Genomic DNA, 26,976 nt, shown 5'->3' on the forward strand with positions numbered 1-26,976 from the left:
ACCAGAGCATACGCCGATCTGCACTCAAATTTGTATTTGTGAATATGCGCCCACACATTGAATAAGTATTGGGTGATTGCCAGTAATCCGGCAAATGGCGGCGAAATAGGGTGTCACCTACCCAAATAAAGGCTTTTATCTCCAAGTATGGGACTACATTGAAGTCCCTGGCGTCCAAGGTGAAACTGTGTCCAGTGATAGTGAGCGAACGACGGTTCGGACGTACATTCCGGCCTATCAGAAAGAACAGTGGCAGGCCCACGCCGAGGAACTGGATATGAGTCAAAGCGAGTTCGTCCGGACGATGGTACAGGCAGGCCGAAGCGGATTCGAGTCAGCAGCCCCCGAGACAGTCGAATCAGGCGCCGCTGAGAGCGATAGCGAGGAACCCCGTTCTCCGGACGCTACCCCCGGGGGTGGCGGCCTGAAAGACCGGGTCCGAGAGGTTCTGGCTGACGGAGACTACTACGAGTGGGACGACCTGCTCGCCGAACTGACCGACGATATCGAGGAGCGTCTCGAAGATACGCTACAAGAACTGCAGTCCAATAACGAAGTGCAGTACAGCGGGCGACAAGGGGGGTACGTTCGAGACGAATGAGCACTGATACAGCCACGCCAGACGCCGAGTCGGACCCAGTCGGGTATTTCCTCGATGACATCACGTATCACGGAAAGAGCGACCGGACCCGTGCGTCCTACGAGCGCGTCCTTCGGGACTTCGAATCCTATCTGACGGATGGCCACCAGGCCATTCCCATCCGAGAGGCTTCCCACCGAGACTGTATGGCGTATGTCCACAGCCTTCGTGGAAACGTCGAAGAAAGCACAGTCGCAACGTATGCCTCCTATCTACACCGGTTTTTCGCGTACATGACTCAGGTAGGGGTTTTCGATTCGAATCCGATGACGCTGGTCATGGAGGAGATGGATGAGTCCATCAATACCGACCCGACCCGTCGAGAAATCGACCTCCAGTCGATGCGGACGTTCGTAGAAAGCATCTCACATCCACTGGAGCGGGCTATCGTGGTGACGTTACTGAAAACGGGTATGCGTGCCGGCGAACTGTGTAACCTCGATATCCGTGACCTCAATCTCGAAACCCCCGGCCCTAGGCCGAAAATCCCGGTCCGAGCGGGGCTCGACGGGCGTCCGGATACGTTGTTCGTCGCGGCAGACCCGACCCGCGGCGAGCCCAGCAATGGGGAAGAGCGGACAGCGTCCAACAAGCGCAAGCGCGAGACGACGATTCCGGTCGACGCAGAGTTGGGCTCAGTGCTACGACGCTGGCTCGCGATTCGACCGGACACACTGTCGCCGGCAGAGCCGCTGTTCGTATCTACAAGCGACAGCTGGGGAGAACGACTTACGCCGAACATGGTACACCATATCGTCGAATCCCACGCCCGTGAGTTCGGTTGGTACACAGACGGTGGGGGAGCCGAAGAAAACGTGACGCCACACTACTTCCGGCACTTCTTCACGACGCATCTCCGGGACCGGACCGGTGATCGCGGCGTCGTCAAATACCTCAGAGGCGACGTGGCACAGGATGTTATCGATACCTACACCCACGAATGGGGGACTCGGGTCAGGGATGTGTACGAAGCCGAAATCTACTCGCTACTGTGATCTTCCGTCGTTTTTCAAATACTGCGTCACATTCGAGATGTTCGCTGCTAGTCTTGTAAATCATATACCGCTATACAGAATTGAGCGAATTCTGCTTCCAGTTGTGCTCTCTCAATGGACGATTTCGGTGGCTGCGTACGAGACAGGAGTATCGTACAGAATGTTTCACTAAACACTGCGGACGTAGAACTGCACACGTCTCAGGACTACCCGATCTGGATGAGGAGTACTGATAGAGCTACTCGGGGTCCAGAAGCTTCGACTCAGCAGTTCGGAGATGCTCGAGGAGTGTCGTCTTCGAGATATCCATCTGTGCAGCGAGTTCTCGAACCGAAATTCCGCGCGGCCACTGGTAGTAGCCCGCTTCACGAGCCGCTTCGAAAGCCCGTCGCTGAGCCGGCGTTAGCGAGTCGGTTCGCAGCCCACCCACCGACCGCTCAGTATCGCTGTCCGGCGTGACTATGGATTCGACCGACACGTCAGCGTCGGCGTCGGCTTCGACGGCATCGAGTGCGGACTGGATTTCGGGCCGTTCGCCGGTGAAACTCACCTGCCACCGTTCGCGACCGTCTTCGATACGGACGGGAGCGCTGTGGACGAACCCGTGTTCGAGTAGCGTCGGACAGACCAACTCTTCAGGATCGTACTCCAGCAGGAACTGTCTGACGACGGTTCCCGGCGCGTCGCGCTTGTGTCCGATACGTGCCTGAAGCTCCTGTATCTCTCCGGCGTGGGGCGACGCACGGACTGCGTCGAGGCAGTTTTCGACGTCTGATTTCGTAGCTCCATACGCCGTAAACACGCCGTTGACCGATGCTGTCGGCGACTGGACGGTCTGTTGCACCGTGTGTGCCAGGATGCCGCCATCGGTGTGGTCGGTCGCTTCGATAGCCCAGCAGTTCGGGTGCCACAGGTCGAGTGTTAGCCGCGCTCCGGCGCTATCGGTTTGACTCATGGGATGTGCTGCAATATTTGATTGGTGACCGTAAGAGGGTAATCATTGTCTGGTATGTCCGACACCGGCGGTTGCAGTGTGCGATTCGACGCGGTCCATCAGCGCTGATGCCGACACGACCAGCGCCAGATACAGTATCGCTACCAGCACGAACAGTTCTGTATACTGGTACGTTTCGTTAGCGATAGTACTTGTCCGGCCGTACAGTTCCTGCACAGTGATGAAACTCGCCAGCGAGGAGTACTTGATAAGGTACACGAGTTCGTTCGTCCAGCTGGGAAGCGCGAGTCGGAGGCCCTGTGGAACGACGACGTACCGTATTCCTTCGAGCTTCGAGAGCCCGATAGCACGTGCGGCAGTCAGCTGCCCACCGTCAACTGACTCCAGCGACGCACGCAGGTATTCGGACTGGTAGGCTGCGCTGTTCAGCGTGAAGCTGATGACGGCGACCCAGAACGCCTGTGCTGGGACGAAGCCGACACCGACTCCCGGGACACCTCTGAGAACCTGCGTCAGTGAGGTCGCGAAGTAGAGGACGAACAACTGGGCGAGCAATGGCGTCCCGCGGATGAGTTCTGTGTACGACAAAGCGAACCACCGGGCCCACCGCCCCCCGTATACGCGGACGACGCTAAGCGGGAGCGCCAGCATGAACCCGAGACAGACACTGAAGACCGTCAATAGAACGGTCGTCCAGATGCCGTGTGCCAGCGCCGGCAGGTACGCCGTCGCGTCGGCAGCAAAACGGAGCGTGTCAGCAACCCACATCAGCGGCGCTCCGGCGACACCGAGTGGCGTGGCGAGCGATGCGACGGTATCCGCTGTCGTCAGAAACGGGGCTGCCGGGACAAACGGTGTGCCGCGGTCGACTCCGGATACCCCTGCAAGAACGAAATCAGTGGTCCAGCGGGCGAGAACCCAGATCCAGAACAGTGCCAGGCCGACTGTGAGCGGGCGGACAGTAAAGACCGTCCCGACGCGGTCCCGGAGTCCCGGATTCGGTGATGTTGTAGATTCAGCTGTGCTCATGCCGTTTCCTCGTGTGCGTGCAGTCGACTGAGGAACTGTTCGGTTCGGTCCGCTGTGGGGTTCTGGAACAGTTGTTCCGGTGGGCCGTGTTCGACAATCTCGCCGTCATCGAGGAATACGATGTCCGACGCGGCCGACCGGGCGAAGTCCATCTCGTGACTGACGACGAGCATCGTGATGCCTTCGGCGGCGAGGTCGCGCATCACCTCGACGACCTCGCCGACGAGTTCGGGATCGAGGGCGCTGGTCGGCTCGTCGAACAGCAGCAGTTCCGGGTCCATCGCGAGTGCGCGCGCGATGCCGACACGCTGTTTCTGCCCGCCGGAGAGTTCAGCAGGGTAGGAGTCTGCTTGTTCCAGCAATCCGACCTGTTCGAGGTGGTTCCGTCCGGCCGCTTCAGCGTCAGCAGCGTCCATGCCGAGTACTTTTTTCGGACCGAGCGTGACGTTCTCGAGCGCCGTCAGGTGCGCAAAGAGGTTGAAGTCCTGAAACACCATTCCGACTTGTTTTCGCAGTTCGTTGACGTCAGTGTCAGTCCCGGTCACGTCTTCTCCATCGAGCGCGATCCGGCCGCTGTTGATCTCGGTTAGCCGGTTCACACAGCGGAGTAGCGTGGATTTGCCCGAGCCGCTGGGACCGATGAGGACCGTCACGTCACCCTGGTCCATTTCGAGGCCGACGCCTTCCAGTACCTCTTCGCTCCCGTAGGACTTGTGCAGATCGTCGATTGAGAGTAGTGGCTGTGTCATGTCGTTCCTTCCGGTACTGCGTAGTAGTCGCTGAGTCTGTCGAGTGACCGATTCGTAGCGAACGTCAGCACGAAGTAGACGAGGCTGACGGCGAGGAAAATCTCGAGTGCCGCTGTCGACTGTCCGCCTTCGTAGAGGTTCTGTCCTGTCGTCAGCAGCTCGCCGATTCCGATGACGATGGCGATACTCGTGTCTTTGAGGACGATGGTAAACTCGTTCTGGAAGCCCGGAACGCTCCGGCGCAACGCCTGCGGGACGACGACGTGCCGAATCGCTTCTAACCGGGACATCGCGACGGCGCGTGCCGCTTCCAGTTGCCCATCGTCGACGCTCTGGAGTGCACCGCGGAAGATCTGGGACTGGTAGGCGGCGCTCCGGAGGCCGAGCGCGATGGTCGCCGTGACGAACGCGCTACTGGAGATAGAGAGGCCGAAGTACAGGATCATAATGATGACCAGCAGCGGAGTGCCACGAAGGACAACCCCGACCTGTTCGACCAGCCGACTGGCCCGCTCCGAGCCGTACACCTCTATCGCACCGGCGGGGAACCCGATTGCGAATCCTAGTAGAATGCTGGCTACGGTGAGTGCGACAGTAACAGCTGTCCCACCGAGTAACAGTCCCATGTTGTCGATGACGAACAGCCAGTCGGCGGTCTGGAGTAGGATTGCTGCCATGGCCTCACTTCTGTCCGAACCACTTCTCGGTCAGGTCCCGGTACGTCCCGTCGTCCTCAACGGTGGTCAGCCCGGTGTTGAGCGCACCCGCGAGTTCGTCGTTGCCGGATTGAATTCCGAAGCCGAACTGCTCGCCGGTTTCGTGGACGAACGCGGACTCGATGGGGCGGTCTGCCACGAACGAGTTCGCAACGGGGACGTCGATGATGATGACGTCGACGTTTTCGTTGAGCAGATCCTCGACGGCGAGCACGTAGTTCCCGTATGCGTTGTACTGGGACTCCGGAATCGTGCCCGCTTCGATGAGCTGATCTTTGATAACGGATTCACCGGTCGTCCCCTTCTGTGCCCCGACTGCCGCTCCGGAGAGGTCATCCAGCGACGACGGTGAGAACGACCCGTTCTCCCGGACGACGATGGCTTGATTCGAACTGTAGTACGGGTCAGAGAAGTCGATCGCCTCGTCGCGTTCGTCGTTGATGGTCATGCCCGCCGCGACGACGTCGACGTTCCCGTTGTTCAGCGCCGGAATGAGTGATTTGAACTCAAGTTCGTCCCAGCCGCTCAGTTCGTACTCCGTCGCCGCGATAACGGCTTCCAGCAACTCGACGTCGAAGCCGACGAGTTCGCCGTCCTGTTTCATCTCAAACGGCGGAAATCCCGGCGCTGTGCCCGCTGTGAGCGTCTGTGAGTCCCCGCTGCCCGATTGACAGCCAGCGACCGACAGGGTCGCGACAGTGCCACCGATTGCCTGCAGATACCTCCGTCTGTCTACGCGTGCCTCTCGTGGCATAGTGCCACAGTCGAATCAATCATATTTTAACATTTCGGTTACCGCAGAAGTCGCGAGGGTCAGGCCGACGCGACAGGGTCTGCAACCTCGGTAAACACCGAATCGAGGATGTCGAGACAGAGTTCCAGTTCGCGCTCGGTGACGTCGAGTGGCGGGAGGAGTCGGAGGGATTTCTGGCCACAGCCGAGCGTGAGGAGGCCGTGCTGGAGCGCGGTTTCCATCACGGCGTCGCGTCGATCTGCCGTATCAAACTCCAGTGCGGTCATCAGTCCGAGGCCCCGAACGTCCTCGACCAGCGAACGGCCCGCCGAGATATCGCGGAGCCGATCCATGAAGTACGTCCCCTTCTCGGCGGCGTTGTCCAGCAGGTCGTGGTCCTCGATAGCGGCGAGCGTCAGCGCGCCACGCATCGAACCGAGGATGTCACCGGCCCCCCACGTCGATGAGAGCCGAGACGTTTCCGACGGGAAGATGTCCGACCGGGAGATGGTCGCGCCGACCCGGAGCGCTTTGGCGCTCGTGATGACATCCGGCTCGATGTCGTAGTGGTCGACAGCCCACATCTCGCCCGTGCGGCCGGCTCCCGACTGGATTTCGTCGGCGATGATCGGGATATCGTGTTCCCGGCAGAGGTCGTCGATGGCCGAGAGGAACTCGGGGCTCGGGACCCTGTAGCCGCCTTCGCCCTGTATCGGCTCCAGAATGAGGAACGCGACTTCCTCGGGCGGGATGTGGCCGGTGTCTGCGTCGAGTTTCGAACGGAGGCGCTCGACGCCAGCCTCGGAGTACTCCACGTCGTGAATCCCGCTGAGTTCGGGGAACTTCCGGCGATAGACGGACTTCGAACGGTTCAGCGAGAGCGCTCCCAGGGTCCGACCGTGGAACGCGCCGTCGAATGTAATGCCGTACTTCGGCGTCTCGCAGTTATCGTAGCAGATCTTCATCGCGTTCTCGACGGCCTCAGCACCGGAGTTCGAGAGGAAGACGGTATCGAAGTCGTAGTGGCTAGTAATGTCGGTCAACCGATCCATCAGGTGAGCAGGGCCCGGCAGCGACGTTTCGTCGGGTGAGCCGCCGGTGCTGACGTAGAAGTCCTGGCCGGCGATTTTCAGCGGGTCGACCATGTCGAACTCATCAGCCCGGTCGAGCACCTTCGGATTGTTGTACCCGAGCGGCGACGCGGCGACGTGGCAGGTGAAATCGAGCAGGACGTTGCCGTCCGCGTCTGTACAGAACGGACCGATTGCGTCTTCGGTGATGTCCCAGACGAAATCGTACACGTACGTACTCGGCGCGGCGGTTTCGTGGTGATACTCGACCCACTCGCTGCTCTGTGGGCCAGGAAGGCTATCGACACGCGGCTCCGCAGTATCGCGGTCCATGCTAGCATAATCGCAATCATTGGTAATAAATTACTGTGTTCCGGTCCCCACGTTGCGGGCACGCAATTGAGTCCTTGCTGCGGTTCGAACCTGGGCTACAGGATCCGCTTGCCGAACGCGCTGGCGGCGAGTTCGGCCGCTCGCTCGCCCGTCGTGTTGCGCTGGTCGAGAATGGGGTTGACTTCGACGATATCGAGCGACCGCAGCACGGATTCGGCGGCGTCGCGGTCGGCGACTCGTTCCATCGCCGTATGCGCCTCCCGGTACGTGACCCCGCCGGGAACTGGTGTCCCGACCCCCGGTGCGTCGTCCGGGTCAAGCCAGTCGAGGTCGAGGCTGACGTGGACGTCGTCGACGCCGTCGGTCGCGATGTCGAGCGCCTCGTCGGTGACTGGTCCGATACCACGCTTGTCGATGTCTTCCATCGTAAAGACGGATATGTCGCTCTCACGGAGGACCGCTCGTTCGTCGGCATCGAGGCTCCTCGCGCCAACGATGACGGTGTTCTCCTCGGCGACGTTCGGGGCCGTGGCCCACGGCATCTCTGCGAAATCGCCGTAGCCGTGGGCGGCCGCGAGCGGCATCCCGTGGACGTTCCCGCTGGGCGAGGTCGTCGGGGTGTTGTAGTCGCCGTGCGCGTCGAACCAAATGACACCGAGTTCGGATGTCTGAGCCGCACCGCGCATCGTTCCCATCGCGATAGAGTGGTCGCCACCTAACACCAGCGGCACGCTCCCGTCGGCTATTTCCGTTGCCACCCGGTCGGCAAGGGTGTCGGTCATTTCCGCGATAGCATCGAGGTACTTCGCACTGGCGTCGGTGGACGCCGGTTGGGACTGTAGCGTCGGCAGTGAAAGGTCCCCAACGTCAGTGTAGTCGACGCCGGCCGTATCGAGCGCGGCACTGAGGCCGCCGTAGCGAATCGCTGACGGGCCCATGTCGACGCCGTGCCGGTCGGCACCGAGGGCAAACGGGACACCGAGCACCGCGACAGGTGACACGGAACGACTGTGGTCTCGCGAATTGGTGGACTGAAGCGACATCCGTTGCTACGGCCATAGCCCGCGGGCGTTCATAGCGTCTCCGATTCGCGAGAGCGCGACGATGTACGCAGCCGTCCGCCACGTGACATCGCGGTCCTCGACTTCGGCCTGAAGCGCTTCCCAGGCATCGAGCATTTCGGCTTCGAGTTCATCGTTGACCTCCTCGCGTGACCAACTCCGTCGGTTGATGTGCTGGAGCCATTCGAAGTAGCTCACGGTGACGCCACCGGCGTTCGCCAGGATATCTGGGATGACTGGGATGTCACGCTCCTCGAACACTGTATCGGCCGCTGTCGTTGTCGGGCCGTTCGCCCCTTCGACAATAATGCTCGCCTGCACGTCCGGAGCGTTCTCCTCGGTCAGGACATTCCCGACCGCCGCGGGGATGAGGACATCGACATCGAGTTCCAGCAGTTCGGCATTGGATAGTTGCCGTGGTGCGTCAACAGCCCCTAACTGGCCGTGTTCGTCGCCGTCAGCGGAAATCGATTCGATATCGAGGCCGGATTCGTCGTAGATGCCGCCGTCGACGTCGCTGACAGCGACGACGGATGCACCCCACGAGTCGAGCAGGCGTGCGGCGTTCGCGCCCACGGCACCGAAGCCCTGGACGGCGACAGTCGCACCATCGATGTTTCCGTCGTAATAGTCGAGTGCTTCGCGGGCCACGATAGCGACGCTCCGGCCGGGTGCCTCCTCACGGCCGTGTGTCCCGCCAACCGCTGTCGGTTTGCCAGTCACAATGCCGGGGACCGTCTCGCCTTCCTGCATCGAATACGCGTCCATGAACCAGGCGACGGTCTGCTCGTCGGTCCCCATATCGGGTGCGGGGATGTCTTTCGTCGGCCCGACGACTTCCCGTAGCTCCTCGGCGAACCGACGGGTCAGTTGCTCGGTCTCCTGTGCGTCGAGCGTCGACGGGTCGACGACGATGCCGCCTTTCGCGCCGCCGAAGGGGAGGTCCATCACCGCACACTTCCACGTCATCAACATCGCTAAGGCCGTACACTCCTCAGCGGAGACGCTCGGGTGGTATCGCATACCGCCCTTGTACGGCCCTCTGACCTCGAAGTGCTGGACGCGATACCCGTTGAACACCTCGACGCTCCCGTCGGTTCGGCGGATCGGAACGGATACCTCGACAGTTTTCGATGGGTGACGGAGCTGTTCAAGCATCCCCTCGGAAAGGTCGAGGTGTTCAGCCGCTTGCTCCAGTTGATGGCGGGCAGTCGCGATTGGTGATTCGTCCTCGTCTGTCGCTTGCTCCGGTGACTCCTTCTGTGTGCTCATGATTGGTTTGTGGGTTCGGTGGTGCGTACGCCCACTTGCTTCGGGACCAATGGGGCGAGTACGCTGAGTTGTTCAGCACGCTGGCTTCGTCCTGACTGTCAGCATCCGATAGCTGGAGTGAGACAGTGTATCGGCACCAATACTGGTATTGTTAATAAATATTTGGGACTGTCTGCGGGACAACTAGTTTGAGCATAGCAAAGCCATTTGAGCGTCTTTATTTGTCTCTTATAGGGAATTACGCGGTGGATTCGTGGCTCAGCTGCGGGATATTTCACAGATATGGGATTGATATACTCAATATAGGTGCGGCCACATTGGTCAGATGAAGCCCCCGCCAGATGGTACAAATGTCGACATATGTATGCTATACCCAGGTCTGAATGCTGAATGGGGAATCGTCCAGTATTTTGACTATTTCAAAAATAGGCTTGGCACTGCAGTGGCGGAGCGCTATACTGAGAGCGACCACCCACGACAGGTATCAGTCCCGCGTCGACCCATCGGAAACAGCCTGTGGGCGTGGCTATCGGGCCTGCTGCGCTCTCACTGAACTCTTACTAACGATGGTACGACTGTTATTGTGGCTCGTTTGCCGGGTGAATCGCTCCGTTCGATGGTCACAGCAACGCAGCCGAGATTTGAGCTATCCAAATGTCGGCGACTGGACGCCGCCGCCGTTTCGTGGTCGTCGCCGACACATAGCGAAAGTGTACGACACCGTTGTTACGTATCTCGGTCGAACGAGGTCATTTCGAGATTGACTTCGATGAGATTCGCGGCCTCCATCACCATCTCGGGAATTTCGGTGTCGAAGCGGCTCCCTTTCAGACGGCTGGTCGGTGCAGTCACACTGACCGCGCCGACGACGATCCCATCGTTGTCCAGAATCGGCGCACCGATTGCCCGGAGGCCACGGATCTCTTCCTCATCGTTCGTCGCGTATCCTCGCTCTTGAATGGCTTCTAACTCGTCATAGAGTGTCTCTCGGTCCGTAATCGTGTGCTGTGTCTGTCGTGAGAGACCTTCCCGATTGATTATTTTCTCGACGCGCTCGTCCGAGAGACACGAGAGGATTGCCTTCCCCGAAGCGCTGTCATGGAGGTGTTGTGGTGCTTCCCGCAACTGGAGGTGATAGTCCATCCCGACAGCATGTTCGCCCCGCCGCTCGTAGATGGCGACTTCGCGACCGTCGTTTTCGACGACCAGATGGACGTACTCGCCGGATCTATCGGCCAGTTTGTCGACTTCCTCCTGGCCAGCAGTGTAGAGCTCTGTTTCGTTGCGGACGTGTTCGCCCATCGTGACGAACCGAAAGCCGAGCTGGTATGTGTCGTTGTCCTTCGTGAGGAAGCCACAGTCGGTCAGTGTCGCAAGATACGTGTGAAGCGTTCCCTGAGAGAGTTCGATTCGCTCGTTCAGCTCCTGCAACGTCGCGCTGTGTGACTCCTGAACAGCTTCAATGATCTCGCAGGCGTTCTCCACGGACTGTATCCGCCGGCCCGTGTTTTGTGTGTCAGCGTCGTCGGTCATTACCCGAGTAGAGTTGCCGTCATTATTTAAAAACCCGGATGTGAGCGATGCACGACCGCAACGACCGCTCGACTGCTACCGACCGACAGATAGCACCACCTAGCACGGTAAAACTATCTAACCACTCCTTTACAGAAGTATTTGGAGGTGAAAACGTGTCGAGGTCCACACTTCTGTCCCTATAAGTGCCTATTTCTAGTATTTGTATACATACACCACTAAGGTACATTCATAAATGGCTCATATGTGGGTATATTTTGACTATATACTCTCAAGGTTTGTTAATTCTGTATGTTACCCGGGCTTTCACATTATACCGTTCTAAATGTCACAGAACTATGAACAAATCTGAGATGGACTCTCGTTCTCGAAACCAGATGCTATTCTACGGACACCGACGCTGTCGAGAGAGCGAAACCGCACGACACACCCCGAACGCAACACTGTTGACACGCTGGGACTATATAAATAGCCGTTCAGAACACGGGGGTGTTGACCGGTAACTAAAACACTTATTGTTGTTACCGAACGAGACACTAGTATGTCAACGACGCCTGCGCAGGACGGCACGCAGTGGTTCCTGCATACATGGCGAGACCACATTCTCGAGCCGGTAGAGACGGCTCTCACTGTTCTTGACGAGGAGCATACGGAGCTTGCCGCCGAGCAGGCTGGTCTCGAAGAATTCCTGCAGCGCCTCCGTGCCGTCGACCCCGTCGAACAGCCCTCCTCCCCCGTCGGTACCCGAAGTCGACAGTCCGCAGCAGACCCCGTCGAAGCGCTACGGGACGCCTACACTGACACGGTGCTGGCTGTCGACCACTACGAGTCAGTGTACGACGAGTCACTGGTCGAGAACGTTGCTATCGAGTTCGGACCGGACTACGCAGCACTGTTTCACCCTGAGACGAATGTCGGGTTCTCGCCGCCGCTCAAACGCTCACTGGTGGGCGCGACCGAGCAAGCAATCGACGAACGGACCTCACTGGACCGGGCTGTCAAAATCGAACAGGAGTCGATGCGGGAGTACCGCGGCAGTCTGCAAGAGATCATCGAGACACTCGACAGCACGGTCGTGCCTGAGTGGTATCGCGAGACGTTCCAGAGCGACGTTACCGCGCTGTTAAAGCAGCGCCAAGACCAACTCCACTCAAGCGTCCACCGGTTCGAGACCCATGAGTTCTGCACGTACATGTACGAAGAGCAGCTCTGGACGTATCCGGTGTTGACCAGTCTCGCGCGGCTACAGGAATCTGTGGATAGTTGACTGAAAGGCGGTCCCCGGAACAGGCAGTTGTGGGCGTCACCGAACCGCGGTGTACTATACGCCGGTACCCACCACCCAACTTGGGAGTACGGAGACGCCGACACAGTCGCTGTATTCTGCGGGAATCTTCACGATGAGATACCATTCACTATGTGGTAGCGAACATATTCGCCCCACTTCCTGCGAGCTGAGAGTACGGTTCCCTATATATACAGGTGGGTCTTCGAGTTACAGCCGTGAGCTACCATGGCAACGCGTAGAACCTTCGTGCGTGGACTGGCTGTCGCGGCTGGAGCAACGCTTGCTGGCTGTTCGTCGAGCGGCGGATCAAGCGATGGCGGTGACGGCGACTCGGGTGGCGGCAGTGACGGGTCAGACGGCGGCGATACCGAGTCCAGCGACGGCGGGAGCGGATCCGAGTGGACCCAAACGAGCACTGTCGAAATGACGGACGAACTGGCATACGAGCCGAAGAAGATCCAGGTCGAGGCGGGCACGACGGTCACGTTCGAGAACGTCGGCAGCATCGGCCACACGGTGACAGCCTATGAGGACAAGATTCCCGACGGCGCGGACTACTTCGCATCCGGCGGGTTCGACTCCCAACAGGCCGCGAAAGACGGCTACAGCAACGGGCAGGAGGGCAACGTCCCGAAAGGCGAGAGCTACGAGGTCACGCTGGAGACGACCGGGACGTACGAGTACTACTGCATCCCCCACGAGATGAACGGGATGGTCGGCCAGATCAAGGTGGTCTAATATGAGCCAGAACGAAACCCCACGCGATCCGAACGAAGTCCTCGAAGAGTACGAAGAAACGCTCGATTCGGTACTGGCTGATGTCGAGTCCCCTGACGAAACAGCTGAAGACGACGACATCTCGCTGGGACTGCCTGGGCTCTCGCTCGGTCGCCGGGACTTCATGAAAGCCGGCGTCGCCGCCGGTGCGATGGGGTCGGTCGCCGGGTGTTCAGCGCTGACCGGCGGCGATGGTAGCGCTAGCAGTCAGTCGACTCCTTCCGGCAGCGGTGCGAGCCACACGGTCGAACCGGGCGAACACGACGAGTACTACGGGTTCTGGTCCGGTGGTCACTCCGGCGAACTGCGTGTCATCGGCATCCCGTCGATGCGTGAGCTCACCCGGATTCCGGTGTTCAACACCGACTGTGCGACGGGCTATGGCTACACCGACGACACCAAGGAACTGTTGGAGGAGGGCGGCGGCTACAGCTGGGGTGACAACCACCACCCGAACCTCTCGGAGACGGACGGGGACTACGACGGCGAGTACCTGTACGTCAACGACAAGGCCAACGGCCGCATCGCCCGCGTGAATCTCACGTACTTCGAGACGGACGCAATCACTGATGTCCCGAACATGCAGGCCATCCACGGCTGTACCGTCCTCTCACCGGACACCAAGTACGTGCTAGGAAACGGCGAGTTCCGCGCACCGCTGCCCAACGACGGGACTGACGTGAAGAACCCGGACAACTACACGTCGCTGTTCGTCGCCGTCGACCCCGAGTCGATGGAGACCCAGTGGCAGGTCAAGGTCGACGGGAACCTCGATATCGTCGACACCGGCAAAGAGGGTCGGTGGGCCATCTCCTCAGCGTACAACAGCGAGGAGGCCACAGACATACAGGGCATGACGAAGGACGACCGGGACAACGTCAAGGCATTCGACATCCCGGCTATCGAGCAGGCCGTCGAGAACGGCAACTACGAAGAGGTCAACGGTATTCCCGTCGTCGACGGCACGCAGGGAAGCTCGCTCAACCAGGGCGACCGCCCTATCGTGAAGTACATCCCGACGCCGAAAAGCCCCCACTGCGTCGAGGTCGGGCCGAACGGCGACTACGCGTTCATCGCGGGGAAGCTCTCCCCGACGGTGACGATGCTCGACCTGAACGCGCTGGCCGACTCCTCCGACCCCGAAGAGGTCGTCGCCGGACGACCGCGTGTCGGGCTCGGCCCGCTGCACACAACCTTCGACGGCAACGGCCACGCCTACACGTCGCTGTTCATCGACTCCCAGGCGGTCAAGTGGGACATCGAGGCGGCCGTCGAGGCCGAAGAGGGGTCGGAAGACCCAATCATCGAGAAGCAGGACGTCCACTACAACCCCGGTCACATTCAGGCGCTTGAGGCCATGACGACCGACCCAGACGGAGAGTGGCTCATCAGCCTCAACAAGCTCTCGAAAGACCGGTTCCTCCCGGTCGGCCCGATCATGCCCGACAACGACCAGCTCATCCACATCGGGCAAGGGGAAAAAGAGATGGAACTGGTCGCGGACCACCCGGCCTACCCCGAGCCACACGACTGCGTGTTCGCCCACAAAGACAAAATCGACGCCAAGAAAGTCTACGATAAGAGCGACTACGACGAGACCTACATCACGGAGGAGGACTCCGGCGTCGAGCGCACGGGCGAGAACAGCGTCCACGTCAAGATGACGACCAAGCGCTCGGAGTACGGCCTGCCCGACTTCACGGTCCAGGAGGGCGACGAGGTCAAGCTGACGACGACCAACATCGAGGGCGTCCAGGACATCATCCACGGTGTCGCCATCCCCGAGCACGATATCAACTACGCCGTGGCTCCACAGGACACCCGCGAGGTCACCTTCACGGCGGATGATCCCGGCGTGTACTGGATCTACTGTACGTTCTTCTGTAGCGCCCTCCACCTGGAGATGCGCAGTCGGATGATCGTCGAACCGGCGGAGGGGTAGCCCCACGACCCATTCCCGAGGTGTCCAGTCATGCAACGACCCACTCTCGATGACTTCCGCGAGGTCAGGCGGGGCCTCCCCGTGGCAGCGGCGGCGCTGTTCGTCGCAGCGCTCGCGTTCCCGATGTGGCACATCAGCGTCGACGCCGTCCAGTACCCCAGCACGACGCTACACGTCAATCTATACGCCTACCCGCGGCTGACGGGAGACTACACCGAGATGGCGCGGCTGAACCACTACATCGGCTTCTACTTCCCGGACCCGGTGTTCCTCGAACCGAACTATCCGGTGAATGCGCGGGCCATCGACGTGCCCGAGTGGTCGCTGGGTCCAGTCGCGTTCATCGGCGTATCATTGCTGTCAGTGTTCGTCGCTATCGCGCCGACCGCCGAGAAGCTCAAGCGCGGCCTGCAATACCAGTTTGGCGGCACCGTGCTGGTGTTCACCGTGATGCTGGCCGACATCCAGTACCGGCTCTGGCAGGCTGGCCACACGCTCGATCCCGGTGCACCGGTGATGGGCGTTGACGGCTTCACGCCGCCGCTGTGGGGCCAGTATCAGGTCGCGAACATCACCAGCGTCTCCCGGTTCGGTCTCGGTGCGTACATAGCCGCTACAGCCGTTGGACTGCTCGCGGTTTCGTACTACTACCGCGATCAGGCGGCGACGTTCAGCGAACTCCCGACCCGATTCCGTGACCGGCTTACCGGACTTCCCGACGCCGTTCAGGACCGCTTGGGCCGTGACGGCGACAGCGACGACGAGGAAGACGCCCCGCACCGCCCGACGACCACCGCGGCCGAACCCGACCAACCTGAAACCAACCCATGAGTCCACTGTCCCACGATTTCGAGCGTGCGTTCGCCGTCGGTACCGCGGTCCTACTCGTGCTGTCAGTCATGGCTGTCGGGATGGCCAGCGCCGGCCCGACCGGCAGCGACGACCTCGCCTTCGACCCCGACGTCCCCGACACTGGGTCGTTCACTACCCCGTCGGCCGATGGCACCGCGACCGTTAACGGTGAAACGTACGATAGCGCGCAGGCGGCGGTCGACGCCGCGGACCCCGGCGACACCGTCACGCTCGACGGTCGCTTCGACGAGACCCTCATCGTGACGACGCCGAACGTCACGCTGGCAGGGAGCGGTCCCGGATCAGCGCTACTGCACGGCGATGGCGAGGGCGACGTGCTCGCCGTCGAAGCGCAGGGCGTCACCGTCACCGACCTCTGGGTCCGCAACAGCGGCTACGACACCGCAACGAATGACGCCGCGATATTCGTCAACGCCAGCGACGTCACGGTTCGCGACAGCCGCGTGACCGACATGACCTTCGGCATCTGGCTCGACGGCGTCGACGACGCCCACATCCGCAACAACACTATCGTCGGCCGCGAGGAGATAACGCAGTTGACCAAGCGCGGCAACGGCATCCAGATCTGGAAGTCCGAGGACAGCGTCATCCGGAACAACGACATCACCACCGTCCGGGACGGGCTCTACTTCAACTGGGCCAAGGACGTGAACGCGACCGGCAACACCATGTGGGACCTCCGGTACGGCGTCCACTATATGTACTCCGACGACTGCCACCTGCGGGACAACACCGCCTTCGACAACGACGTCGGGTACGCACTGATGGTGTCGAAACACCTCGTTATAGAGGACAATATCGCGGTGAACAACAGCGGGCAGTCCGGCCACGGCATCCTCGTCAAAAGCATCGACGACACGGACATCCGCGGGAACCACCTCGTCGACAACGAGAACGGGCTGTTCGTCTACAACTCCGTCAGCAATCGCATCGTCGGCAATCTCATCGTCGGCAACGACGTGGGCGTCCACATCGCCGCCGGCAGCACCGACGGTACGGTGACGAAAAACAGTTTCATCCGCAATAACAGACCGGTGCTGGCGGTCATGAGCGACCAGGTCCACTGGAACGAGAGCGTCGGGAACTACTGGTCCCGGGCGAACCCGACCGACGTCGACGACGACGGCGTCGGCGACACCCGCTACCAGCCGGCCGGCACGGTCCAACAGGTGACCGCCGAGAAGCCCGCCGCGCGGGTGTTCGCCAGCAGTCCGGCCTTCGACGCCGTTCGGCTGGCCGAGTCGTCCGTTCCGGTCGTCCGGTCGCCCGGAGTCGTCGATGCCCGCCCGCTCACCGAACCACCCCACGAGAACTGGAGGAGCTACTATGAACGTGATTGACGTCGACGACGTATCGAAAGCCTACGGCGACGTGCAGGCGCTCGACGGACTGAGTCTGTCTGTCGAGCAGGGGGCCACCCTCGGCGTGTTTGGCACGAACGGAGCCGGCAAGACGACGCTGTTCAAGCTGCTTGCCGGGCTGAACCGGCCCGACGAGGGAAGCGTCTCCGTCGCCGGCGCGGACCCAACTGACGGGACCACTGTTCGCGAACGAGTGCGCTACTTGCCGGAACACGCTGGCTTCCCGCCGAGCCTGACCGGCCGGGAGATACTCAGTTTCCACGCCCGTATGCGCTCGGTACCCCGGGAAGACCGGAATCACCACGTCGAGCGCATCCTGCATACCGTCGGACTCGCGGACGCCGCGGACCGCCGGGTCGGCGGCTACTCCAACGGGATGAACCGCCGGCTCGGCCTCGGCACCGCGCTCGTCGGTGAGCCGGCCGTGCTGATACTCGACGAACCGACCGCGGGGCTCGACCCCGACGGTATCCGGGCATTCCACGAGGTCGTGGAATCCCTGGCGTCGGAGACGGACGTGACAATCGTCTTCTCCTCGCACGCGCTCGGAGAAATTCAGCGGCTCTGCTCGGAGGCGGTCATCATCGCCGACGGACAGGTGGCAACTGCGGGCCCGGTCGAAGAGCTTCGCCGCGCCGCTGCGGACGAGGTGACGGTGTCGCTGTCGCTTGCGTCCGCGGCGGCTGCGAGCGACGTAGCGGCCGACCTCGGGAACCACGAGGGAGTGTCCACCGTCAGCCGTTCCGGTAAGGACGTGACGGCAGAGACCACGCCAGCCGAGGCCTATGACCACCTGACCACCATCGGTGAAGGGTACGACATCGACCGGTTCGAGGTCCGCGAACCCGGCCTCGAAGCCGCGTTCCACGAGGCCGTCAGGGCGGATGGCGGCGATGGCTCCGACTCCGACGGCACAGCGGCGACAGCGGCTGCGGAGGCAGCAACCGAGGACTCGGGAGGTGAGCCGGCATGAGCGAGGACGACTCCTCGACGGACCCTGCCCCCGACGGCGGCGTTGTCGCGGCCGACGCTCCGGCTACCCGGTTGCACGACGGCGGAACCGAGCGAAGTACGGCGACGGACGCAGCCGACGAATCGACGCTGGCTCGGCTTGCTGACAGCAGCCTGCTCACCATCGCTCGCCGGGAGTACCGGCTAGCCGTCCGGAGCCGGTGGGCGCTCGGCGTGGCGCTGCTGTTCGGTCTCTTTACCACCGCAGTCGTCCAGTTCGGCGCGAGCTCGGTCGGTCCGGGTCGCTTCGACGCGGTGATCGCGACCATCGCCGAACTCGGCGTCTACCTTGTGCCGCTGACGGCGCTGGCGGTCGGCTACGACGCCATTGTCGGGGCCGACGAACGCGGCTCGCTCGAACTCATGCTCGCGCTCCCGGTCACGAAAGGCCGTGTCGTCGTCGGGACTGCCATCGGCCGGGCAGCGGTGCTGTCCGGCGCGATGTTGCTCGGCTTCGTTCCCGGTGCGCTGTTGACCGTCCGCTACATCGGGCTCGCTAGCGTCGGCCAGTACGCGGCGGTCGCCCTTGCTGCGGTGTTGACCGCCTGCGCGATGCTGGGCGTGGCGGTGCTTGTCTCGACGGTTTCGCGGACGAAGACGCACGCGCTCGGTGCCGCACTGGCCATCTGGCTGTGGGTCGCACTGTTGCACGACCTGGTTGCGCTGGGTGCCGTCGCAGGGTTCGACCTTGGGTCCGGCGCTATCGCCGCGGCGATACTCCTCAACCCCGTGGACTGTTTCCGGGTACTCGCACTGTCGCAGGTGGACGTGGTCGCCGGCGGCTTCGGTAGCGTGCTGGCACAGGCCGGGCTGACCACGCCGATGGTCGCCGCGGGACTCGTAGCGTGGGTCGTCGTGCCTGTCGGCGTCGCTGCGAAACTCATCCAGCGGCGGCGTCTCTGAAGCTAAATCGACTGCAGCGCTGTTTCTTCTGGTTCTTCGAACAGACTGGCGACCTGTTCCGTCGTATCGGTACGCTCGTGGGCGTTCTCCAGCAGCACGGTTTCGCTGGGGAACAGCTGCTCACCGAGTTCGAGGCCGTGGTCGCGAGCAGTCGACCCCGTAACGGTGAGGTAGACGCCGAGGCCAGTCGCCGCGATGTCTGCTTCCTCTTCGCCACCCTCAGTCGGATAGGTAAAGGAGACGCCATCGAGCGCGCTCGTCCCGAGGACGGCTTCGACAAGCCGTTCGTACCGCGGTGAGATACAGAGTTCGCCCTCGTAGTTGGTGACGAAGGCCCGGTCGAGGGGACCGTCCTGTGTATCCAAAACCTCCGGCGTCGCGAGCAGCGTGTGATACACAGTATCGCCCAGCCCGGTCACGACTCGGACGTCCGTGTCCAGCGGGTCGATACGGTCGTTGATCTCGTGGATGGCGGTCAGTGGCTCGTCCCGAAGCTGGACGACCTCTTCGAGTACGAGGTCGGCACTGTCAAACCCGAGTGCGAACTCGTGGGTCCGGAGCGCACGGAACGGCTCCTCGCGGCCGACCAACTGAACATCACCGTGTTCGGTCGGTACCGTGACGCTGTCGAAGACGATGCGTCGGGGCATCCCGTCGCGGTCGTCACGGAGCAGCGTGTACTCTGGCTCGTATGGCGCATCAAGCGAGGAGTAGTCGCTGATTCGATGGTACACGTCGGCGACCGCGTCCTGATTGCCCTTGGTGACGGCCTTCTCGTAGCGGAGCGTCGAGATGATATCGTCGGCCAGGTCGGTCGTCCCCGTGCGTCCGGCGAGTCGCTCCAGTACTGCTTCGAGAGGCCGGCCCTTGCGCGGAACGGCCACCCTCGTCGTCGTCATTATGCAGGCACAGACGGGGGATCGGTAAAACGAGTTCGGTTAGTCGCCGCCGCCGATAACCGACGACAGCTGTTCGCGCCACTGTTTGAGCTCCTCGATCTCCGATTCGGTTTCGTCGATCCGGTCTGCGAGTTCGCCCTCACCGATCTCCTCGCGGACGGCCTCAATCTCGTCTTCGAGGTCGTCGAGCTGCCCTTCGACGCTCTCGACTTCTTCGGACAGGTCGTCGACCTGATCGGAGGCGGACGTGGCTGTATCCGTCGCCGCCTGGACTTCGTCCTGGAAACCCTCCAGAGCCTCTTCGAAGGAGTCGAGGCGCTCGCCGAACTCCTGAATCATGTCCTCGCCGGTGCCGTTCTCTTCGAGGAACTCTTCGAGGGCATCGGTGTACGCACGGAGGTCTGCGACATCGCTCTGGATACGCTGGATCCGGGCGTCATTGACGCCGCCAGCGTCACTGTCGTCCTCGGAGACGGCGTCGAGCGCACGCTTGAGGAGCTTCACGTCTTCGGGGGAGACGTTCTGGTCGCGGATTTCCTGTGCCATCGTCGCGACGACAGCGCCGGATTGGACCTCGGAATCTGCCGGCGCAGCGTTGCTCTCTTCGGGGGCTTCGACGCTTGCGTCCGGGTTGTTCGGGTCTGAGAGGTCCAGCGTCTCGATGTCCTCGTCGTCATCGTCTTCCAGACCGGGAACGCTGTCGGCGTCACCGGCGATGACGTCCCGAACAGCCTCGTCGCCCCCACCGACGAGGTCCTCCTCGTCCTCGTCCAAGGGCGGGTCCACACTCTCGATTTCGGGTTCCGTCAGGAACTTCTCGACGTCGTCGGTTCCCGTCGCACGGATACCGTAGACGGTCGTGTAGTCGGCTTCGGGTTCGAGTTCTTTCTCGAAGGCGATCCGGTTTTCGTTGATGTCCCAGTACTCACTGCCGTACTCGGGGTGGAAGCCCAGATCCTCGACTGCTACGTCTTCCGGAACGGTATCAACTAACCTGACTGTCACCGCAACAGATCGTCGCGAAGTGAGATTGAACGCTATCGCGGGTACGGGGAACTCGTCCGCCTCGAACCGCTTGGTCACTGTCACGCCATCTGCGGCGACAGTGACTTCGTCGTAGGCTTGCGAATTGCTCATGGTCTGTATGGTCTCAGCAATAGTATTAAAGGTACGTACCTGACCAACATTTACACCTTTTTTCTATACGATACTGGTTAATATAATATAGAGACGTAACCTCAGTAACACGAACAAGACGTGAGCCAGCAAAGACGGGCAGTCCGTCCGTGTGGTACTGGCAGGCCGTTTTCAGTCGAGATCGTACCGGTCGCCGATTTCAACAATTGAAAGTGTCGAGGGATACGCGAAGCTGTTGGCGTGGTTGTGCAGGACGGTCGGCTCCGTCGTCATCCCCTTCCACATGTCCCAGTGGGTCGGGACAAGGGTGTCCAGTTGGAGTTCGTTCGCGGCTTCGATAATCATGTTCTCGTTGTTGTACCACTGCGTTCGCGTGGGTTCGCCGGTCTCCTTGTCGTCGATCATCCCGACGGTTCCGAACGCGAGGACGCCGACATCGATATCGTAGCGTTCGCCGATAGACTCGAACTCGCCAGGGCGAGCGTCGCCGCCGTGGAAGAACGTGCCGGAGTCGTGTTCGAACACGTACGACACCGGATGCTCGGCGTCGGGGTCGTTGGCCGGTTCGACATGAACAGTCAGGTCACCGATTTCGAGCGTGTCTCCCTCCGTGACCTCGTGCAACTGGTCGTTGGTGACGCCGTAGTTCTCCAGCCACGCTTCCTCCCGGATGACGTCGTGACCGCTGTCAGTCGTGTAGTAGTCCGCGCCCGTCCCGACGAGAATTGGGGCCTGGGACGGTCCATGAACGTGGTCGGTGTGTTCGTGGGTGCCCAGAACCGCGTCGCACTCGGTGATGTCGTCGGGGTTGAACGGCACCGGAACCATCCGCACAGTCCGCGGGGGGTCGCCCGTGCCGAGATACGGGTCGATGAAGACGGTCGTCCCACCGCTCGATTTCACGATGAAGCCGTTACAGCCCAGATACCAGATCGCCAGTCCGTCAGGCGTCGCCGACTCCACCGCACGCGGGAGCCAGTCATCCCAGTCAGATTCGACTGTCATGCCGGGAGATGCCACGCCCGGTCGCTAAGATGTTTCGAAGACGCCAGGTCGTCTCCCGCTGTTTGAGAACGAGGCCCTCGATTTATCCCCCAACTGAGAGAAATACGACCTGTATGTACGACAACATTCTCCTTGCCTCAGATGGGACAGAAGCGTCGACCAACGCCGAATCCCACGCGATTGCCCTCGCAGCAGAACATGGTGCGGCCCTCCATGTGCTGTATGTCGTCGATGAAGACGTGTACACGGCCTACAGCGGCGACGAATACGTCGACGAATCGGAAGGGCCCGAGCACGGCCTCGAAGAGACGGGCCAGGAGACGCTGGCCCGGATAGAGGCCGATGCAGAGGCATCCGGGGTCGACGTGACGACGACCCTGAAACACGGACGGCCGGCCGAATCCATCATCGAAACCGCCGACGAGGCGGACGTCGACCTGCTCGTCCTCGGGACGAAGCGACGGCCGGCGGAGTACCGGAGTCTCCTCGGTAGCATCACCGACAAGGTGCTTCGACTGACCGAGCGACCGGCAGTCGTGGTGAAAACCGAAGTCGAGGAGTAACTGCCCGGTCGGTCGAGTGTATAACTGACTGTCGATGACTATCGGTGGAGCAGTGCGGTTGACGGATGATAGCTGTCGGCGGCATCGGCGTACCGGTCGCTTCGGAGTCAGTGAAAAACGCGACCGCGAAAAATACCGGTGTTCAGTCCTCGCAGCAACCGCCGGCTTTCTGGCCGAAGTCGACGGCCAGTTCCTCGGAAACGATCTCGTTGAGTTCCTGCAGGCGCAGTTCGAGTTCGTTCTGGGCCTCCAGATAGTCACTCATAACCGGGATGTCGTGGAGTTCCTCCTGTTTCTGCTGGACTTTCCGGAGGTCCTCCTGAGAGGCGTTCCCGGTCTGGCGGGCGAGCATGAACTCCTCACGGATCTGCTCGAACTCCTGGATGGCCGCCTGCGCCTCGTCGTGGTTCTCGACGGCGTCTTTCGTCTCCTTGAATCGCTGGTACACCGGTAGCTCGGCGATCGCTTCGCCGAACTCTGTAGCGAGCGCCTCGACGTGGTCACCGTCGATATCAGCGGCGGTATCAGTCTCGATGCTCATCACTGATTGGTATGGACTCGGGCGGTATAGGCCTGCCGAAACCGGGTTGTTCTGGGCAGGACATCGGTCCCTGGCAGCGGTCCTGCCGTGTTGTCGCTCGCATCGGACTCTCGGACTGACAGTTGTTAACGTTAAATTGGGAATCCACGTTATCGCGGTCGTTGTGGTATGTGCGCCGCTATACTAATCGTTCTGTAGCTTCGCTCCTGATGAGATTCGCTCAAACCAGTTATCAACTGATATAATCGGTCGAAAACGGTATATTAGGCTCTAAGATAGATTTTGCAATGGCAAACACTGCATCTGAAGACAGTCTGCTACCGGAGTCCGTCGACGACAGCGGGGAGTTCTGGCTCCACACGTTCGAGTCGCTTGTCGCGGATTTACCGGAAGCTGCGTTCGTAGTCGATGCGGACGGGGATATCACACACTGGAACGATACGGTTGAACGCATGCTCGGGCTCCCGGCGAGCGAAGCGGTCGGGATGAACGCATACGACGTGTTCGGCACAGAGGGTCAGGAAGAGACGCTCGCTCAGGAAGTCATCAGGACGGGCGAGCCAGTTCGCGAAGGCGAGTTCCGCTCGGCCGAGCGACCTGACGGAACGATGGCGCACGCGCGAGCGGTGGCTATCCCGCTCATGGGCCCTGGTGGGGACGCTATCGGTGCGTTGGAGCTACTGATCGATTTCAGTGATATCGTCGAACAGCGTGAGGCGCTCCAGAACCTCCAGTCACAGATGGCGACGGACGTCGAGTCAGCGGTCGGTGAAATCGGCGACTCCGCCGCGGCCGTTACCGAGCAGTCCGACGAGATCAAGGAGATGGCCGGAGAGCAGTCCGACAACCTCGATGAGGTCCAGTCCGAAGTCTCCGGGTTCAGCGCGACCGTCGAGGAAATCGCTTCCAGCGCCGAAGAAGTGAGCAGTCAGAGCGGCGAGGCCAGGGAACTCGCCGAGGCATCCGTCGAGACGGCCGAGGAAACAATCGAACGCGTCGAGGATGCGACGGAGTCCGCCGAACAGGTCGCGTCGGACTCGACGGAACTCCGGGGCCACATCGAAGAAATCGACGAGTTCGTCGAGGTAATCAACGACATCGCGGACCAGACGAACATGCTGGCGCTGAACGCCAACATCGAAGCCGCGCGAAGCAACAGCGACAGCGACGGGTTCGCGGTCGTCGCTGACGAGATCAAGGAACTGGCAGACGAGTCCAAACAGCACGCCGACGAGGTCGAGCGGATTGTCGGGGAGGTCCGCGAGATGGCCGACAGCACCGCCGAAAACGTCGAGGAGACGACAGGCGCGATTCAGCAGGCGCTCACTGACTTAGAGACAGTGCTTGACAACCAACAGGCCATCGTCGACGCGACCTCGGAGACGGAACAGGGTATCAGTGAAGTCGCGGCGGCGACGGACGACCAGGCTGCAAGCGCCGAAGAGATCGCTAGCATGATCGACGAAATCGCCCAGCGTGCCGCCGAGGTGTCCGAGTCCATCGATGAGCTGGCTGGCGCAAACGAGACCCAGCACCGGATGGCCCAGGACTTAGAAGAGAACGTCGAGCGGGTCGAGCGCCGACTCGCCGAGATTATGGAGTGACCCTCGCTCATCGAAACACGGGGGTTATGCCGCTCGAACCGATACAGAGTTGCAATGAGTCAAGAGCGGACTGACGGCGACCTCCGGAACACCGGGCTGTCACTCAAACACGACCGCGAGTGGGATTACGAGCTCGACCGAATTGTCGAAGCCGTCGAGGAACGCGACGCAGAGAAGGTGGGCCTGCAGTTCCCCGAGGGACTGAAGCGCCGCGGCCCGGCCGTGGCCGATGACCTCCGCAAGAACCTCCCCGACGACGTGACGGTGCTGCTCTCGGGTCAGCCCTGTTACGGCGCGTGTGACCTGGATACGTACATGATGCGCCGGACGGACGTGTTCGTCCACTTCGGGCACTCGCCGATGAAGGAATCGGACAAGATCATCTACGTGCCGCTGTTCTCGAACGTCGATGTCTTCCCCATCATGGAGCAGGCCCGCGAGGAACAGCTCGCGGACCCCGAGGAGGACCCCGACGTGGGGCTGGTGACGACGGCCCAGCACATGAACAAGTTCGGCGAGATGCGCGAGTGGCTGGAGGAGCGGGGCTACACCGTTCACACGCGCCGCGGCGACGAACGGCTGACCCACGAGGGGCAGGTGCTCGGCTGTAACTACGCCAGCGCCGACGTGGACGCCGACCAGATGCTGTACGTCGGTGGCGGGAAGTTCCACCCGCTGGGGCTGGCGATGGAGCACCCCGACAAGCACGTCGTCATCGCCGACCCGGTCAACAACGTCGTCACCGTCGCCGACACCGAGAAGTTCATGAAACAGCGCTACGGCGCGGTCCACCGCGCGATGGACGCCGAGTCCTGGGGTGTCATCTTCTGTACCAAGATCGGGCAGGGTCGCTGGGACAAGGCGCAGGAAATCGTCGAGAACAACGAGAACGCCTATCTCATCACCATGGACGAGGTGACGCCGGACCGGCTGACGAACTTCGGAATGGACGCCTACGTCAACACCGGCTGTCCGCGCATCACCACCGACGACGGCCCGCAGTTCAAGAAACCGATGCTCACGCCCGGCGAGTACGAGATCGCGATCGGCGAGAAGCCACTCGATTCGCTGGAGTTTGACACCTTCCACGGCACCTGGTGACCCATGGGCCGGAGGGGGGGACACGAACCACTCACAGTCGCTGCCGTCGGCGCAATAGAGCGAGAGACACTTGAACTCGCCATGGATGCCGTTGAGGAACACTTCTCGCTGACCGCGCGCGTCGATCATAGGCAGTTTCACACCGACGGAATCCCCGATAGCGCCCAGCCTACCGGTGATAGTGATCAGTACGACGCAGTTGAGCTGGCGAAATACGTAGCCAGTGAGACGGATGGCAGCCGAACGCTTGTTGTGACGAATCAAGATGTCTCACAAGGCCGGCGGCAGTCGCTGTTCGGAATTGGAATCCGGTACGGCCGGACATCGTTACTCTCGACGTTCCGTCTGGGTGAGAACAAGTTCGACGACCGGGTTCGAAAACTGGCTGTCAGTGAGGTCGGGTACATGCTGGGGCTTGAGCTCTGTCCAAACGAGCAGTGCCCATTCAGGAGAACAGACTCAGTAGCGACGCTGGATGCGGTCGACGAGTCTCCCTGTGAGGCCTGCCAGACGAAACTTGCCGAGGCCATCACGTCTGGCGATGTGACAGCGGACTCCGAGTCGGCAGATAATGGACGCACTGAGAAATCGGTGGGCCAATCAGATAACACACCGCAAGATCGTTCGACGGATCAATTGACACACCTCCTCGCTGGCACTGCTCGCTTCTGGACGTCAGTACTCGGCTACGGCGTCGCATTCATTGTGACGCTCCTTGTTCTGATTGGTCTGCTTGAAGAAGTCGTCGGACTCGCCATCACGGACTCGGATGCAGCAACCTGGGTCATTGTTGTCATCACTGCTGCTGTTGCATGGGTCGTCTACAGGAACTGTCGAGCGGTTATCAAGGTAATCAGCCGTGTAGTTATCTAGAGTATCCGGTAA

At 61.2% G+C, this 26,976-nt stretch carries 26 protein-coding genes; 13 read left to right on the forward strand and 13 right to left on the reverse strand.

Translation table 11 applies throughout. From position 1 onward, the window contains the following. Positions 1-187: 187 nt before the first annotated feature. Positions 188-601, forward strand: a complete 414-nt coding sequence (locus C444_RS11665; protein WP_004593057.1) for a DUF5805 domain-containing protein — start codon at positions 188-190, stop codon at positions 599-601. Next, on the forward strand, positions 598-1,635 hold the full coding sequence (locus C444_RS11670) for a tyrosine-type recombinase/integrase (RefSeq protein ID WP_004593058.1): 1,038 nt from the start codon (positions 598-600) through the stop codon (positions 1,633-1,635). The genes C444_RS11665 and C444_RS11670 overlap by 4 nt, the downstream gene beginning before the upstream one ends. Positions 1,636-1,873: 238 nt before the next feature. On the opposite strand, the gene C444_RS11675 is transcribed toward C444_RS11670, so the two are convergent. The 9 genes from C444_RS11675 to C444_RS11715 all read right to left on the reverse strand — a co-directional run bounded on the left by C444_RS11675 (position 1,874) and on the right by C444_RS11715 (position 11,086). Continuing rightward, positions 1,874-2,590: a helix-turn-helix domain-containing protein gene (locus C444_RS11675; protein WP_004593060.1), complete on the reverse strand. Its 717-nt coding sequence runs from the start codon at positions 2,588-2,590 to the stop codon at positions 1,874-1,876. 42 nt (positions 2,591-2,632) lie between these two features. Next, the gene (locus C444_RS11680) at positions 2,633-3,619 is read right to left on the reverse strand and encodes an amino acid ABC transporter permease (protein ID WP_004593061.1); all 987 of its coding nucleotides are present in this window, start codon (positions 3,617-3,619) and stop codon (positions 2,633-2,635) included. Then, positions 3,616-4,368: an amino acid ABC transporter ATP-binding protein gene (locus tag C444_RS11685; RefSeq protein WP_004593062.1), complete on the reverse strand. Its 753-nt coding sequence runs from the start codon at positions 4,366-4,368 to the stop codon at positions 3,616-3,618. The genes C444_RS11680 and C444_RS11685 overlap by 4 nt, the downstream gene beginning before the upstream one ends. Next, positions 4,365-5,045 carry an amino acid ABC transporter permease gene (locus C444_RS11690; RefSeq protein WP_004593063.1) on the reverse strand — a complete coding sequence of 227 codons (681 nt, stop codon included), beginning with the start codon at positions 5,043-5,045 and terminating at the stop codon, positions 4,365-4,367. Before C444_RS11690 ends, C444_RS11685 begins: the two co-directional genes overlap by 4 nt. Positions 5,046-5,049: 4 nt before the next feature. After that, entirely contained in the window at positions 5,050-5,838 is a 789-nt protein-coding gene (locus C444_RS11695) for a transporter substrate-binding domain-containing protein (protein ID WP_004593064.1), read from the reverse strand. Positions 5,839-5,897: 59 nt separating this feature from the next. Continuing rightward, positions 5,898-7,220, reverse strand: coding sequence for a class-III pyridoxal-phosphate-dependent aminotransferase (locus C444_RS11700; protein ID WP_004593065.1), 1,323 nt, complete (start codon positions 7,218-7,220; stop codon positions 5,898-5,900). Between the two features lie 95 nt (positions 7,221-7,315). After that, positions 7,316-8,263: an arginase gene (rocF, locus tag C444_RS11705; RefSeq protein WP_049909447.1), complete on the reverse strand. Its 948-nt coding sequence runs from the start codon at positions 8,261-8,263 to the stop codon at positions 7,316-7,318. A 6-nt stretch (positions 8,264-8,269) separates the two neighbouring features. After that, on the reverse strand, positions 8,270-9,553 hold the full coding sequence (gdhB, locus tag C444_RS11710) for a glutamate dehydrogenase GdhB (RefSeq protein WP_004593067.1): 1,284 nt from the start codon (positions 9,551-9,553) through the stop codon (positions 8,270-8,272). Between the two features lie 726 nt (positions 9,554-10,279). Continuing rightward, positions 10,280-11,086, reverse strand: a complete 807-nt coding sequence (locus C444_RS11715) for an IclR family transcriptional regulator (RefSeq protein ID WP_004593068.1) — start codon at positions 11,084-11,086, stop codon at positions 10,280-10,282. Between the two features lie 541 nt (positions 11,087-11,627). Between C444_RS11715 and C444_RS11720 the strand changes: the two genes are divergently transcribed. The 7 genes from C444_RS11720 (at position 11,628) to C444_RS11750 (ending at position 19,241) form a co-directional block, all read left to right on the forward strand. After that, on the forward strand, positions 11,628-12,353 hold the full coding sequence (locus C444_RS11720; RefSeq protein ID WP_004593069.1) for a DUF7260 family protein: 726 nt from the start codon (positions 11,628-11,630) through the stop codon (positions 12,351-12,353). 246 nt (positions 12,354-12,599) lie between these two features. Further along, positions 12,600-13,112, forward strand: a complete 513-nt coding sequence (locus C444_RS11725; RefSeq protein ID WP_004593070.1) for a plastocyanin/azurin family copper-binding protein — start codon at positions 12,600-12,602, stop codon at positions 13,110-13,112. A gap of 1 nt (position 13,113) precedes the next feature. Next, complete coding sequence (nosZ, locus tag C444_RS11730) at positions 13,114-15,093, forward strand: TAT-dependent nitrous-oxide reductase (RefSeq protein ID WP_004593071.1); 1,980 nt, start codon at positions 13,114-13,116, stop codon at positions 15,091-15,093. Between the two features lie 30 nt (positions 15,094-15,123). Then, positions 15,124-15,924: a hypothetical protein gene (locus C444_RS11735; protein WP_004593072.1), complete on the forward strand. Its 801-nt coding sequence runs from the start codon at positions 15,124-15,126 to the stop codon at positions 15,922-15,924. Continuing rightward, a complete protein-coding gene (nosD, locus tag C444_RS11740; RefSeq protein WP_004593073.1) occupies positions 15,921-17,306 on the forward strand; it encodes a nitrous oxide reductase family maturation protein NosD in 1,386 nt (461 codons plus the stop codon). Before C444_RS11735 ends, nosD begins: the two co-directional genes overlap by 4 nt. Further along, positions 17,293-18,300, forward strand: a complete 1,008-nt coding sequence (locus C444_RS11745; RefSeq protein WP_004593074.1) for an ABC transporter ATP-binding protein — start codon at positions 17,293-17,295, stop codon at positions 18,298-18,300. Before nosD ends, C444_RS11745 begins: the two co-directional genes overlap by 14 nt. Next, positions 18,297-19,241, forward strand: a complete 945-nt coding sequence (locus tag C444_RS11750; protein ID WP_004593075.1) for an ABC transporter permease — start codon at positions 18,297-18,299, stop codon at positions 19,239-19,241. The genes C444_RS11745 and C444_RS11750 overlap by 4 nt, the downstream gene beginning before the upstream one ends. Positions 19,242-19,243: 2 nt before the next feature. Here the strand turns inward: C444_RS11750 and C444_RS11755 are convergent, their stop codons facing one another. From C444_RS11755 to C444_RS11765, 3 genes are all read right to left on the reverse strand, one after another. After that, on the reverse strand, positions 19,244-20,140 hold the full coding sequence (locus C444_RS11755; protein ID WP_004593076.1) for a hypothetical protein: 897 nt from the start codon (positions 20,138-20,140) through the stop codon (positions 19,244-19,246). A 39-nt stretch (positions 20,141-20,179) separates the two neighbouring features. Next, positions 20,180-21,277, reverse strand: a complete 1,098-nt coding sequence (locus C444_RS11760; RefSeq protein ID WP_004593077.1) for a coiled-coil domain-containing protein — start codon at positions 21,275-21,277, stop codon at positions 20,180-20,182. A gap of 171 nt (positions 21,278-21,448) precedes the next feature. Beyond that, positions 21,449-22,282, reverse strand: a complete 834-nt coding sequence (locus C444_RS11765) for an MBL fold metallo-hydrolase (RefSeq protein WP_004593078.1) — start codon at positions 22,280-22,282, stop codon at positions 21,449-21,451. A 113-nt stretch (positions 22,283-22,395) separates the two neighbouring features. On the opposite strand from C444_RS11765, the gene C444_RS11770 reads away from it, so the two are divergent. Beyond that, positions 22,396-22,845: a universal stress protein gene (locus C444_RS11770; RefSeq protein WP_004593079.1), complete on the forward strand. Its 450-nt coding sequence runs from the start codon at positions 22,396-22,398 to the stop codon at positions 22,843-22,845. A 142-nt stretch (positions 22,846-22,987) separates the two neighbouring features. Here the strand turns inward: C444_RS11770 and C444_RS11775 are convergent, their stop codons facing one another. Continuing rightward, positions 22,988-23,386 carry a YlbF family regulator gene (locus tag C444_RS11775; protein ID WP_004593080.1) on the reverse strand — a complete coding sequence of 133 codons (399 nt, stop codon included), beginning with the start codon at positions 23,384-23,386 and terminating at the stop codon, positions 22,988-22,990. Positions 23,387-23,673: 287 nt separating this feature from the next. Between C444_RS11775 and C444_RS11780 the strand changes: the two genes are divergently transcribed. From C444_RS11780 to C444_RS11790, 3 genes are read left to right on the forward strand one after another with little or no spacing between them, the layout of a single operon-like run. Next, positions 23,674-24,990, forward strand: coding sequence for a methyl-accepting chemotaxis protein (locus tag C444_RS11780; protein WP_004593081.1), 1,317 nt, complete (start codon positions 23,674-23,676; stop codon positions 24,988-24,990). A 54-nt stretch (positions 24,991-25,044) separates the two neighbouring features. Next, positions 25,045-26,091 carry a diphthamide biosynthesis enzyme Dph2 gene (dph2, locus tag C444_RS11785; RefSeq protein ID WP_004593082.1) on the forward strand — a complete coding sequence of 349 codons (1,047 nt, stop codon included), beginning with the start codon at positions 25,045-25,047 and terminating at the stop codon, positions 26,089-26,091. A gap of 3 nt (positions 26,092-26,094) precedes the next feature. Further along, positions 26,095-26,964, forward strand: coding sequence for a zinc metalloprotease (locus tag C444_RS11790; RefSeq protein ID WP_004593083.1), 870 nt, complete (start codon positions 26,095-26,097; stop codon positions 26,962-26,964). The last annotated feature ends 12 nt before the right edge of the window (positions 26,965-26,976 follow it).

The organism is Haloarcula japonica DSM 6131 (assembly GCF_000336635.1).
In the GTDB taxonomy this organism is placed as follows: Archaea; Halobacteriota; Halobacteria; order Halobacteriales; family Haloarculaceae; genus Haloarcula; species Haloarcula japonica.